Source organism: Tamlana sp. s12 (assembly GCF_016767215.1).
GTDB lineage: Bacteria > Bacteroidota > Bacteroidia > Flavobacteriales > Flavobacteriaceae > Pseudotamlana > Pseudotamlana agarivorans.
Genome location: NZ_CP068547.1, coordinates 1774918 through 1788135 on the forward strand (window position 1 = coordinate 1774918; position 13218 = coordinate 1788135).

The following is a 13218-nucleotide window of genomic DNA, read 5'->3' on the forward strand; positions in this document are numbered from 1 at the left end:
AGACCATTTAAAACTGTATGGAGCTTTCAAATGGTCTTTAAATGTTGAGGTCTTTTTATATTATTAAATACTGAATCCTAGGGATATCGTAAAGTTTTGATTTTTTCTGTCAATTGAAGCAGAAGGGGATCCACCGCCATTTAGATTGTAAAGGTTATTTTGGTATGATCTATTTGCTTGATCGTACGTGAAATCTAGTTTGGTGTTTCCAAAATTTAAGCCGATACCGAAAGAATAACCGCTTAAATCACCTACTGTAACACCGTCTTTGTACGGACTATCTTCATAACGGTAGCCACCACGTAAACTAAGTAAATCTATGACTCTGTATTCTGCACCAACTCGATAAGTTGATACGTTGGTTAAAGAATTTTGGATGAATGCATTTTGATCCATAAAATAGGGGTCATACGTTGGTCCAAATTCTGTGTTGGCTAAATTTTGATTTGAGTAATCAAAGCTGATGAGTCCGCGTTTCGCAATAATATAAGCCAAACTAGCTGTTATTTTCGATGGTGTATGAAGTTGATATCTTGGTAGCACATTAATAATTCTTGGGTCTACAATTTGTGTGGTTGGTACACCCGAAACATCTCTTTCAGTACTAATATATTGTGTTGTTTCTTCGTCTATAGAGTACCATGTTGGTGAATCGTAAATCAAACCAACTCTAAGGTCTGGCGTGATATTGTAAATGCCTCCAAGTTGAAATGAAAATCCTGCACCTGTAGTAAGTAAACTGTTTCGGAAATTAATATGATTTACCACAGACCCAGTGTTATTGTTGTCTTCTAGTAATGCAGTAGTACGTTCATAATTAATAAAATGAGAATTTAGGTTTAGTCCTAAAGATAACTTGTCTTCAAACTGTGTTGCAAAGTTAAAGGTCATTTTACCATTATAGCCAGTAGCTACGTAAGTGTAGTCGTGGTAAAAATTCCCTGCAGCTACATTTGAAAAATAAGTAGTGTTGTCTGGTGAATTAGGATCGTCTGGAATTAGGATTTTGGATTCAATACCAAGAAATGCTTGTTGATTACCAAAACCATATTCATTTCCAATCCTTCTATAAGCGTCGCTAATCCATTCTCTATTTTGTTTAGATATTTCATTAAGTGGCACTCCATCGGCATAATCATAAAAATAGCTAGCTATCGAATTACTGAAATTTCCATCGTCATTGGTATTAAGTCCTCTGGCATTCCAAAAGTTATTAAAATTACTAGTTCTTTCGTAATTAAAGGACATGGCAAATTTGTTCCATTTCGAATAACTGTTTCTATTAACAAAAATTAAAGTCGCACCGCCTTGGTTAATGCTAAAATTAGAATCACTAGTGTTTGTGTATTCATTAAAGTAAAGGGTTTCATTTTTCACATTCGCATTAGACCCTGTAACTGTAATGTTACTATGACTAAATACAACGGAACCTGCAGGATTCAAACCTACAGCGCTCATATCTCCACCAAGAGCTCCAAAAGCCCCACTTAGTGCTCTAAAGCGAGCAGTTCCTTGAGGTTCATTTTGCGAATATCTTAAAGCATCAGTAATGTCTTGAGCATAAATACCTGTAAATGTGAAAGCGCTTAAGAGTAGTAAACTAATCTTTTTCATATATGTTATTGATTTTAGAGCATGAATTAACCAAATAAACCGATTTAAATCCTGTTTATTTGGTTAATTTCTATTGTTTTTAATGTTATCGTCTTCCTCCTCTAGATGAAGAACTTCGGCTCGAACCACCAGATGATCTCATGGAGCTTCCGCTACTTCGTGAACTAGAACTAGAGTTGTAACTCGAACTTCTTGAAGTAGACCTATTATAGTTTGTAGAATTTGATGTTCTTGAAGGTTGTTTGTAAACCGTACTCGAGCTTCTTCTAGTCGTAGCATTGGAAGACCTTCTTGTTGAGTTGTTAGAAGGTGTTCGCGTTACTGTTGAAGATCGTCTTGTAACACCAGTTTGAGATGGGTTTCTGTTGGTGGTATAACTTCTTCTAGTCGTTGTTTGTGAATTACCATTTGCGGTACTACTTCTACGGGTTGTGTTGTATTTTGAAGTAACTCCTGCCGAGCTGCGTCTTGTAGTGTTAGAAGCATTGATGTTGTTTCTCGTGTAAGAGCTTCTTCTTGTAGCATTCGTACCGGCGTAGTAATTTCTTCCATAGCTGCCTCTACGTGTAGCGCCATAAGAGTAATATCTGTTATTTCTATAATAGTTACCATATCCTGGGTACCCCCAACCATAACCGGGATAACCCCAGCCGTAATTTGGGTAGCCCCAACCGTAGCCAGGATAACCCCAGCCATAACCTGGGTACCCCCAACCATAACCAGGATAACCCCAGCCACCATAGCCATAACCCCATCCAGAGTAAAAGCCAAAGCCCCATCCGGTTCCCCAGTTATTCCAGCCATTGTCGATATAGTTCACTGTAACGCTACTGTTGTTTTGTCCCCAGCCAGCATAACCTTGATAGTCATCTACTAAAGAGTCATTTTCCACATAGGCAGAATTCTCGTAGGCATCAATGTCTGTAAAAATAGCTGGATCTTCAGTAAAGTTTTCAGCTTCTATTGATTTTGTTTTGAAGTAATTTTCATAGTAATTGTTATTCGTTGGAACTTCATTGGTTTGTTGTTGCGATTGAGCAACAGTGCCACCGTAAATACCATCATTGCTTGCGCCAACATATTCGTAAGAACCGCAAGAAGCAAATACAAGGGCTAACCCTAGTAGGCTTGCTAACGGCGCTTTTCTTTTTAAGTATTTAATAAATTGCATATCTCTAAATTTTATTGTTGGACATTACAAAAATAGTTAGTTTTGCTGAACTATTTTTATATTTAACTTAGGTACAACATTTGTGCCAAAAAAAACTTATGGGTAAAAAACTTACTAGTAGAGCAGAAGATTATTCGAAATGGTATAACGAATTGGTTGTCAAGGCTGACTTAGCGGAGAACTCTGCGGTTAGAGGGTGTATGGTTATCAAACCTTACGGTTATGCAATATGGGAAAAAATGCAAGCAGAATTAGATAAAATGTTTAAGGAAACAGGACATCAAAATGCTTATTTTCCTTTGTTTGTTCCTAAGAGCTTATTTGAAGCAGAAGAAAAAAACGCTGAAGGTTTTGCTAAGGAATGTGCTGTTGTAACCCATTATAGATTACAAAATGACCCAGATAAACCAGGAAAACTACGTGTAGATCCTGAAGCTAGGCTAGAAGAGGAGCTTGTTGTTAGACCTACAAGTGAAGCTATTATATGGAATACCTTTAGAGGATGGGTACAATCGTATAGAGATTTACCTTTATTAATTAACCAATGGGCTAATGTGGTGCGTTGGGAAATGCGAACCCGTTTGTTTTTACGTACCGCAGAATTTTTATGGCAAGAAGGACATACGGCTCACGAAACTAAAAAGGAAGCCCTAGAAGAAGCTGCTTTAATGAATAATGTGTATGCTAATTTCGCCGAGAATTTTATGGCTATTCCAGTAATTCAAGGTTTGAAAACTGAAAGTGAACGTTTTGCAGGGGCTGATGAAACCTATTGTATTGAAGCGTTAATGCAGGATGGAAAAGCATTGCAGGCAGGAACATCACATTTCTTAGGACAGAATTTCGCAAAGGCCTTTGATGTGAAGTTTGCGAATAAGGAAGGAAAGCAAGATTATGTTTGGGCAACATCATGGGGTGTTTCAACTCGATTAATGGGGGCCTTAATCATGACACATAGTGATGATAACGGATTAGTTTTACCACCAAGTTTAGCGCCAAACCAAGTGGTTATTGTTCCTATATATAAGAGTGAGGAAGATTTAAACAATATCACAGAAGTTGCTAACAGTATTTTAACCGACTTAAGAGCTAAAAATATTACGGTTAAGTATGACAACAGAGATACGCACAGACCGGGAGCAAAATTTGCTCAACATGAATTGCAAGGCGTACCTATTAGAATTGCTATTGGACCAAAAGATTTAGCGAATGGCACTGTTGAAATTGCCCGTCGTGATACTTTAACTAAGGAGGTGGTTAATCTGAATGTTTTAGCTGAAAAAATAGAAAGCTTATTAAAAGAGATTCAAGATGCTTTATTTAATAAAGCTTTAGATTTTAGAAATAGTCATATCACGGAGGTTGATACATTCGAAGACTTTAAAACTGTTTTAGAAACGAAAACAGGTTTTATTTCGGCACATTGGGATGGAACTACCGAAACAGAGGATAAAATAAAAGAATTAACTAAGGCAACAATTAGGTGTGTTCCTTTAGATGCTAAGGAAGAAACTGGAGTTTGTGTTTATTCAGGGAAACCTTCGGCACGTCGCGTGTTATTTGCAAAAGCTTATTAATCAATACTAAAGCAAGTGCTTGAAAATTTTTTTTAAAAAAAAGTTATTTAGCACTTGCGAAAGTGAAAATTAGTTGTACATTTGCACCCGCAATGGAAACATTGTGACAGTTATTTGAAAAATTATTGAGGAGTAAAAAAAATAAAATTTTAGTTGCAGATTTGTAAATTAGTTTTATCTTTGCACACTCAAAAAAAACAAATGGCCCGTTCGTCTATCGGCTAGGACGCCAGGTTTTCATCCTGGTAAGAGGGGTTCGATTCCCCTACGGGCTACAATATTTTAAAGAAAAAGAAAATGGCAAATCATAAGTCAGCATTAAAAAGAATAAGAAGTAACGAAGCTAAGCGCTTAACTAATAAGTATCATCACAAGACAACTCGTAATGCTATCAAGAAATTACGTGAGTTAAGTGATAAGAATGAGGCTGAGACTTTGTATCCTTCTGTGGTTTCTATGCTAGATAAATTAGCAAAGAAAAACATTATACATGCTAACAAAGCTGCTAACCTTAAATCTGGTTTAGCAAAACACGTTGCAGCTCTATAATTCTTTCGACTTAAGATTTTAAAATATATATGAAAACTTCTCAGAAATGAGAAGTTTTTTTTTGCACCATATTGAGCTGATTTTAATATAACTATAGGTGGAAAAAAAGCAATCAAAATGGAGTGATTTTTATTTTAATACTCTAAATTTGCAGTAATAAAAGTTAATAACACTCATAATATTACCTCTTTGGAAAATTCAAAAGCAATAAAATTAATAGATAAAATTCTTGTTGATTTAGATAACACAGGAATTAATACGGATACTTTAATAAATGATATTAAAGAATTAAGAACTTACGCTATAGAAGAAGAAGCCCCTTTAGTGGTTAAAGTATTAAGATATACTTACGAGCATATTGAAGAGCATGATTCATTTCTAATTCCTATGTTAGAAGATGATGATGAGTTATTAACAGAGGATGGTGAAGTTGCAGCCGTTGAAGAAGAAGCTGCTGTTGTAGATCCTGTAGAAAGTCTTAAATATGTTATTTCTTTAACTAGAAATCTTAAAAATAAAACGAATATTGCCGATTTAAGAGCATATAAAGAGCTCTTATTAGCGTATTAATTTTGGTTTAAGTTATATAATAATATTAAAAGCCCCTTAACGATTAGCGTTGAGGGGCTTTTTTATGTTTGTACTTACCTTAGGTTATTATCAAGATAGAACTCATTAAATAGTTTACAAATGCTGTTTTAGTAACCAGGTGTAAACTGCTTCATTATTGTAAGTTTCGGTCCAACTATCGTGAGTCGCATTTGGGTATAAAGTTAGTTTTGTATTTTGGTTTAGTTTTTTTAAGGTATTATAGGCTTCTTTAGTTTGTTCTACGGGAACAACAGCATCTTTCTCGCCATGAAAAAACCACACAGGAAGGTTTTTAGCCCATTTTAAATAAATCATTGGAATATCTGCGGCACACACCGAAATCATAGCGGCATAGGTGTTAGGATTATTTACAGCGATACGCCATATACCATCACCACCACGACTAAGTCCAGCGAGATAGATGCGTTTTTTGTCAATAGGTAGCGAGTCTGCTAAATTCATAGTCATGTTATGAATAGTTCTGTCGTCCCAAAGACCTTTTTTATTGGGGTTAAGTGGCGCAAAGACGTAAAAAGGAAAATCTTTGCCCTCTGCAATACGTTTTGGTATGCCGTGAGCTTTGGCGACATTTAAATCTTTATCACTTTCTGCACCACCATGTAAAAAAACAACAAGTGGCGACTGCTCGTTATTTTGTGGTGGTGTGTATAGTAAATATTGCATTTCTACTCGGTTAACCGCTTCTTTTTTATGAGAAGATAATTGAGCGAACATGGTCGTTGCGCATGTTAAGGTTAATAATAGTAAGCGTATTTTATTGGTCATGACTGATATTTAGTTTTTAAAGGGAGCTATAACTTCTAATATGATATTAGGAGTGTAGATTACTGAGATTCATTTGGTAATTAAAAAAGTAATAAATAGGCTTTCTTCTGATTAAATATAATCTAAATGAAGAACATAAAAAAGCCCTAACAGTTTTGTTAGGGCTAAACTATTTTATGTTTTTAAAATTTATCCGTTCATAGAAATTAAAAACTCTTCATTGTTTTTAGTCTGTTTGAAGCGTTCGTTAATAAATTCCATGGCTTCAACTGGGTTCATGTCGGCAAGATACTTACGCATTACCCACATACGTTGAACTGTTGTGTCATCTAATAAAATATCGTCACGACGCGTACTTGAAGAGGTTAAATCGATAGCAGGGAAAATTCTACGGTTAGAAATCTTTCTATCCAATTGAAGTTCCATGTTACCGGTTCCTTTAAATTCTTCAAAAATAACCTCATCCATTTTAGAACCTGTTTCTGTTAGAGCGGTAGCAATAATGGTTAATGAACCACCATTCTCGATATTACGAGCAGCACCAAAGAAACGTTTTGGTTTGTGTAAAGCATTGGCATCAACACCACCACTTAATATTTTACCAGAAGCTGGTTGTACGGTATTGTAAGCACGAGCCAAACGTGTTATGGAATCTAATAAGATCACTACATCATGGCCACATTCAACTAAGCGTTTTGCTTTTTCTAGTACGATGTTTGCAATTTTTACATGCTCATGTGCTTCCTTGTCGAAAGTAGAAGCAATGACTTCACCACGAACGTTACGTTGCATATCAGTAACCTCTTCAGGACGTTCATCAATTAATAAAATCATTTGGTAAACTTCAGGATGGTTGGCAGCAATAGCATTAGCCACATCCTTCAATAACATTGTTTTACCTGTTTTTGGTTGAGAAACAATCATACCACGTTGTCCTTTTCCAATAGGCGCAAACAAATCCATGATTCGCGTAGAAATGGTACTTTGTTTTTCAGCTATATTAAATTTTTCTTGTGGGAAAAGCGGGGTTAAGTGTTCAAACGATACACGGTCTCTAACGACATTTGGATTCTGACCATTAATTTTACTTACCTTAATCAAAGGAAAATATTTTTCACCCTCTTTAGGTGGACGTACATGACCTAAAACTGTATCACCTGTTTTTAAACCAAACAATCTAATTTGTGATTGAGACACATAAATGTCATCTGGTGATGATAAATAGTTATAATCGGAAGAACGTAAAAAACCATATCCGTCTTGCATGATGTCTAAAACACCTTCACTTTCAATGATGGCATCAAATTCGAAATCAGGCTCACGGTAACGGTTTCTGTTGTCTTTATTGCCTTTTTCAACATTACCATTTTTTTGGTTTCTATGTTGATTTTTATTTTGATTGTTCTGATTTTGGTTATTTTGATTTCTTGAAGCTTGTTTATTAGCCGGCGTATCGTTTTGTTTTTTTGGTTTCGGGCTATTGTCTTGTTTTGAAGCTTCTTTTTTGGGTTTAGGAGCTGTTTCAGTTTTCACTGGTTCTGAAACTGGAGCTTCTTCTTTTTTATCGGTTGGTGCAGCAGTGTTTTCTTCTGCTTTTTGAGGGGTATTTCTAACTGGTTTTTGAACACGTTGTCTAGGTTTTCTAGTCACAGGCTTTGCTGTTTTTGTGTCCTTTTCTTCTATATTTTTAGCTGGTTCAATAGGTTCTGTTGGTGTTACAGCTGCTTTAACCGCTTTAGGGTCTGCAGCTTGCTGATCTAATATTTGGTATACAAGATCTAATTTTTTTAATGAACGAAACTTTGGAACGTTCAATTTCTTAGCAATCTCCTGTAAATCAGCGAGCTTTTTTTCTTTTAATTGTGAAATTTCAAACATTGATGTTTAATTGAATATGTTGTTACTGAACACTAACTTGAGTTATTCTGAAAAAATGAGTTTAATCTGAAGATTTAATCGCTTGTATTTGCGACTGTTGAGAATTATTAATGCAATTATACAACTTTATTTTATTTTATTGCATTAATTCTTTTATTTTTGCCTTTCAGAGTAGAAAAAGCACATGTTACAACGTATACAAACCATATATTTATTATTAGCAGCTGGAGTTTCTGGCGGACTAATTTTTGCCTTTAACCTATGGGAAACTGTCGATGGGGTAAAAGTTTACGCCGATGACACTACATACATTTACTTTATGTTTTTAACCTCAGCGCTTTTTTCTATAACCTCTATCTTGCGTTACAAAAATAGGAAGTCTCAGTTTATGTTGGGACGTCTTAACATCATATTAAACTTTTTTTTATTAGGATTTTTTGTGTATTTATCTCTAAATGTATCTGGAGAAACGGCGGTTTCTGAGAAAGGTATTGGGATGCTTCTCCCTATTGTTTCTATCGTATTTTTGGCTTTAGCCAATAAGGCCATCAAGAAGGATGAAGATCTTGTAAAATCTGTAGATCGATTACGATAAACCTAACATCTTAGTAATATTAGTGCGTGAACCCAAGGTGAAGATCTTGGGTTTTTTTGTGCGAGATATTTAATTTCAGGCTTTAATCAGATTTTTTTAACTTTCCTAAAGCCTAAAGCCTAAAGCCTAAAGCCTAAAGCCTAAAGCTAACGCATCTTTTTATTAGCCTCACAAAGATTTATAATTTCAACTATCCTTTTCTGTTTGGTGGCTTCACGTTTAGCACTTTCGAGATAAAATAAATACGATTTTTGGTAACCTTTAGCGAAGTTCTTATAATTTTTATAGGCCTGTGGATTATTATTGAATGCATCTTGAAGTTCTATTGGAATAACGCCTTTTTCAACATCGTCCATAGCTGTCCAAGCTCCCGACTCTTTAGCTATTTCAATAGCTTTATATCCAGATTCCTGCATTAAGTTAGTCTCAATGAGTTCGTTTACATATTTTTTATTGATAGCGCTCCAGCTACTTTTAGGGTTTCTCGGACAAAAATATTGACGTCTTTTACCATCTCCTAAGCTTTGTACTTTGGAGTCTATCCAACCAAAGCATAAGGCCACTTTTACAGCTTCTTCCCAGCGCATTGTGGGGATGTTGGTTTCTAGCTTGTAAAAAATTAAATAGACGCCTTTTTCTTTGTTGTGATTTTTAAGAAGCCAATCAAACCAATCTGTATCCCTTGCAAAATATGCTTCCTGAATTGCATTCAAAACTTAAAGTTTTTTTGTGTTTACGTAGAAATTGTCATCAACTTTAAATGTCGAAATCGTTTTTTCGTTGTTTAAAGTTTTCCATTCCGAGTTAGGGTATAACCATTGTTCAATATTATTTATGGTAATTTGAATAGGCATATCAAAATCTTTAACAATATTAGTCCAACGATATTTTAAGACGCTGTCGTCTATACGGTATTCTAAAGTAGGGATTTGTATGGTTCTTAAATACTGATTAAAGAATGCCGTAAGATCGATACCAGAATTTTGACTTAAATAGTTTTCAATTTGCTGGGTTGTTACTGTTTGATGGTAGAAGGTTTTATTCATTCCAACTAGGATTTTTCGCCATTTCTCATCGTCTTCAATAAGTTGTCGAAGGGTGTGTAGCATGTTAGCGCCTTTGTAATACATATCTCCTGAGCCCTCATTATTTACATGGTATTCACCAATAATGGGTTTGTCATTTGAGATATTTCTTCGTGTGCCAATCATGTATTCCGAAGCGGCTTGTTTTCCGTAGTAATAATCTAAAAATAGTGATTCAGAGTATGCGGTAAAACTTTCATGGATCCACATATCAGCAATATCCTTATTCGTAATGTTATTCGCAAACCATTCATGCCCGGATTCATGAATGATAAGAAAATCAAATTTTAAACCCCAGCCAGTTCCAGACAAATCGCTTCCTAAATAACCTTGTTTGTAGTGGTTTCCATAAGTTACAGAGCTTTGGTGTTCCATACCCAGATAAGGGACTTCCACAAGTTTATAGCCGTCTTCATAAAACGGATAAGGGCCAAACCAATGTTCGAAAGCTTTCATCATTTTTGGTGCATCTTTAAAATGTACTTTGGCTTTTTCAAGGTTGTCTTTAAGCACGTAATAATCCATATCCAATTTTCCCTTTAGACCGTTATAAACTTCCGAAAAGTGCGCATAATCACCAATATTCACATTAACCCCGTAATTGTTAATTGGGTTTTTTACAAACCAAGTATATGTTTTTGTGTGGTCGAACTCTTTTACGCTTCTCAGTCTACCATTAGATACATCCATAAGGTGTTTTGGAACATTTACACTAATGAGCATGCTGTCTACCTCATCGTACATGTGGTCTTTGCATGGCCACCAAACGCTTGCACCCAATCCTTGGCAGGACGTCGCAATAAAATCATTACCATTTGTGTCTTTTTTCCATGAAAAACCACCATCCCAAGGTGCATTTTTTGCAGCCTTAGGGTGTCCCTCATAAAACACATCTACACTTTGTATACTGCCTATTTTTTGTTGGTCTTTTAAAGTAATAAAATGAGCGTTACCGTCATGTTTTATATTTAACTCTTTGTTGTTTTGAGTCGCTTTCGTGATTTTTAGAGGTTGTTGTAAATCAATTTGTAATACTTGATTTTCTTTTAAAACCTTATATTGAATGGTGTTTTTTCCAGAAATGAATTTATTATTTGGCTCTACTTTAATATCAAGATGGTAGTATGTTAAATCCCACCAAGCACGTTCGGGAGTAATGCTTCCCCTAAGGGTGTCTTGCCGTGTGAAGTTTTTGCTGTTAGAAAATAAATGCTGCGCTTCCGCGGAATAACAAGATAGGTATAAGCAGAGTATGAGCCAAGGTAAGCGTTGTTTCATTATAAATAAATTAGAATGTAAAATTATTAAATTTTAATGGTTTAAGATTGTGTTTTGAAACTAATACGACTTAATAATAACGAAAACAAAAAACGCCTCGAAATGAATTTTCGAAGCGTTTTTATAATTTGAGTTAGTCACTAAGAACTCATCTTTACTTTTTATTAGTAATTCGGAATAAATTTCAGAAGTACTTTTCTGGATAAATGTCATCTTATTTTCAGTTAAATAACAAAAGTAAAGATGAGTCTTAAATTAAAAATACTGATTATTTTTTTAAAAACAATATTTATTTTCCTTAATTACTTTTTCAGCAATAATATTTCTTAATTCAATGATGTTAGGCATGTTTACGTATTTGATGTAGCGTTTTAGTCCCATGAGCATCATGCGTTGTTCGTCACCAGACGAGAAAGATATGATAGAATGCTTACCAGCGGTTTCAATCACATCGATAGCGTGAAATAAGTTAAGTTTTGCCATAGCAATTTGTTCTTTGACTTTTTCTTCCCCATCCTTTTTGGCCATTTTTTCAGCACGTAGAATGGCTGATTCAGCTAGATAAATTTGAATTAAAATATCGGAAGCTGCTAGCATGAGTTGCTGTTGGTGCTCTATTTCTTCACCGTACTTTTGAAGTGTAGCGCCAGCAACCATTAAAAATAATTTTTTAAGATTTTTGACGATGTTTTTTTCTTCCGAAAATAACTCAGAATAATCGGGTGTTTCAAAAGAAGGTATTCCCATTAATTCTTCTTTTACAGCCATGGCAGGGGTGAGGACATCAACATGACCTTTCATAGCTTTTTTGATAAGCATACCTATAGAAAGCATACGGTTAATCTCATTGGTGCCTTCGTAAATTCGAGAAATTCGTGCGTCTCTCCAAGCCGATTCAATTGGGGTGTCTTCGGAAAAGCCCATACCTCCAAATATTTGAATGCCCTCATCGGTACATTTTTGGATAAATTCTGAAACAGCTACTTTTAAGATAGAACATTCAATAGCATATTCTTCAACACCTTTTAATTCGGCTTCCTGCTCAGAGTCCTTTCCATTACTTTTTCTAAGCTCAATGCGATCTTCGATGTCTTTTGCTGCTCTATAACTTGCTGCTTCACCTACCCAACAATTGGTTGCCATTTCAGCAATTTTTTGTCTCATGGCACCAAAACTTGAAATAGGCACTTTAAACTGAATGCGTTCGTTAGCATATTTTACAGACTCTGTAATAACACGGCGCTGGGCATCTAAACAAGCAGCTGCAAGTTTAATACGGCCTACATTTAAAGCATTCATCGCAATTTTGAATCCGTTTCCACGAGTGGATAACATGTTTTCTGTAGGAACAACGGTATCATTAAAAAATACTTGTCTTGTAGAAGAAGCACGAATACCAAGTTTGTGTTCCTCTTCACCTAAAGTAATGCCGTTAGGGTTTTCTGGATCGTATTCTACTATAAAACCTGTGATGTTTTTGTCGTCTTCAATACGTGCAAAAACAATCATTAAACTACAGAACCCTGCGTTAGAAATCCACATCTTTTGTCCTGTAATTTTATAGGATTTACCATCCTCAGAAAGTACGGCTTTAGTTTTTCCAGAATTAGCATCACTTCCTGCACTAGGTTCTGTTAAACAATAGGCTCCAAACCATTCGCCAGAGGCTAATTTAGGTACATATTTTTGCTTTTGTTCTTCAGTGCCGTAAAGGGTGATTGGCATAGTTCCAATACCGGTATGGGCACCAAAAGCGGTGCTAAAAGAGCCTGTTGCCCCAGAAATATAGTCACACACTAACATGGTGTCAACAAAGCCCATGCCCATACCTCCATAAGCTTCAGGTACAGAAATGCTTAAAAAACCTAAGTCTGCAGCTTTTCGCATACAGGATTCGGTAAGTGCATAATCTTTTTGTTCAAATTGTGCCTTTTTTGGCCAAACTTCACGATCTATAAATTCGGTTACAGCCTCTTTCATCATCAGCTGGTCTTCATTAAAATCTTCAGGTGTGAATATGTCTTCGCAGTTAATCTCTTTTACTAGAAATTGCCCGCCACGTAAAATGTCTTTTTCCATTTCTCTCATTTGTTT

The 13218-nt window shown here is 35.5% G+C and carries 11 protein-coding genes and 1 tRNA gene; 5 read left to right on the forward strand and 7 right to left on the reverse strand.

Translation table 11 applies throughout. From position 1 onward, the window contains the following. Positions 1-63 precede the first annotated feature (63 nt). Both JJL45_RS07690 and JJL45_RS07695 read right to left on the reverse strand, forming a co-directional pair. Positions 64-1614: an OmpP1/FadL family transporter gene (locus tag JJL45_RS07690; RefSeq protein WP_068603023.1), complete on the reverse strand. Its 1551-nt coding sequence runs from the start codon at positions 1612-1614 to the stop codon at positions 64-66. A gap of 85 nt (positions 1615-1699) precedes the next feature. Continuing rightward, the gene (locus JJL45_RS07695; RefSeq protein WP_068603022.1) at positions 1700-2785 is read right to left on the reverse strand and encodes a hypothetical protein; all 1086 of its coding nucleotides are present in this window, start codon (positions 2783-2785) and stop codon (positions 1700-1702) included. A gap of 98 nt (positions 2786-2883) precedes the next feature. Between JJL45_RS07695 and proS the strand changes: the two genes are divergently transcribed. The 4 genes from proS (at position 2884) to JJL45_RS07715 (ending at position 5481) form a co-directional block, all read left to right on the forward strand. Then, entirely contained in the window at positions 2884-4362 is a 1479-nt protein-coding gene (gene proS / locus JJL45_RS07700) for a proline--tRNA ligase (RefSeq protein ID WP_068603021.1), read from the forward strand. 203 nt (positions 4363-4565) lie between these two features. Then, a tRNA-Glu gene (locus JJL45_RS07705) sits at positions 4566-4637 on the forward strand. Positions 4638-4659: 22 nt separating this feature from the next. Next, a complete protein-coding gene (gene rpsT / locus JJL45_RS07710; RefSeq protein ID WP_067148634.1) occupies positions 4660-4911 on the forward strand; it encodes a 30S ribosomal protein S20 in 252 nt (83 codons plus the stop codon). Between the two features lie 189 nt (positions 4912-5100). Beyond that, the gene (locus JJL45_RS07715; RefSeq protein ID WP_067148631.1) at positions 5101-5481 is read left to right on the forward strand and encodes a hypothetical protein; all 381 of its coding nucleotides are present in this window, start codon (positions 5101-5103) and stop codon (positions 5479-5481) included. 114 nt (positions 5482-5595) lie between these two features. On the opposite strand, the gene JJL45_RS07720 is transcribed toward JJL45_RS07715, so the two are convergent. Together JJL45_RS07720 and rho are read right to left on the reverse strand one after the other, a co-directional pair. Continuing rightward, positions 5596-6288: a prolyl oligopeptidase family serine peptidase gene (locus JJL45_RS07720; RefSeq protein ID WP_068603020.1), complete on the reverse strand. Its 693-nt coding sequence runs from the start codon at positions 6286-6288 to the stop codon at positions 5596-5598. Between the two features lie 189 nt (positions 6289-6477). Beyond that, complete coding sequence (rho, locus tag JJL45_RS07725; protein WP_068603019.1) at positions 6478-8166, reverse strand: transcription termination factor Rho; 1689 nt, start codon at positions 8164-8166, stop codon at positions 6478-6480. Positions 8167-8350: 184 nt separating this feature from the next. Here rho and JJL45_RS07730 point away from each other — a divergent pair, with 184 nt between their 5' ends. Continuing rightward, complete coding sequence (locus tag JJL45_RS07730; protein ID WP_067148622.1) at positions 8351-8761, forward strand: DUF4293 domain-containing protein; 411 nt, start codon at positions 8351-8353, stop codon at positions 8759-8761. 146 nt (positions 8762-8907) lie between these two features. Here the strand turns inward: JJL45_RS07730 and JJL45_RS07735 are convergent, their stop codons facing one another. The 3 genes from JJL45_RS07735 to JJL45_RS07745 form a co-directional block, all read right to left on the reverse strand. Next, a complete protein-coding gene (locus tag JJL45_RS07735; protein WP_068603018.1) occupies positions 8908-9474 on the reverse strand; it encodes a YdeI/OmpD-associated family protein in 567 nt (188 codons plus the stop codon). 3 nt (positions 9475-9477) lie between these two features. Further along, positions 9478-11124, reverse strand: coding sequence for a M1 family metallopeptidase (locus JJL45_RS07740; RefSeq protein WP_068603017.1), 1647 nt, complete (start codon positions 11122-11124; stop codon positions 9478-9480). 276 nt (positions 11125-11400) lie between these two features. After that, positions 11401-13203 (reverse strand): acyl-CoA dehydrogenase family protein, encoded by a 1803-nt coding sequence (locus tag JJL45_RS07745; protein ID WP_082935927.1) that lies wholly within the window; start codon positions 13201-13203, stop codon positions 11401-11403. Positions 13204-13218 lie beyond the last annotated feature (15 nt).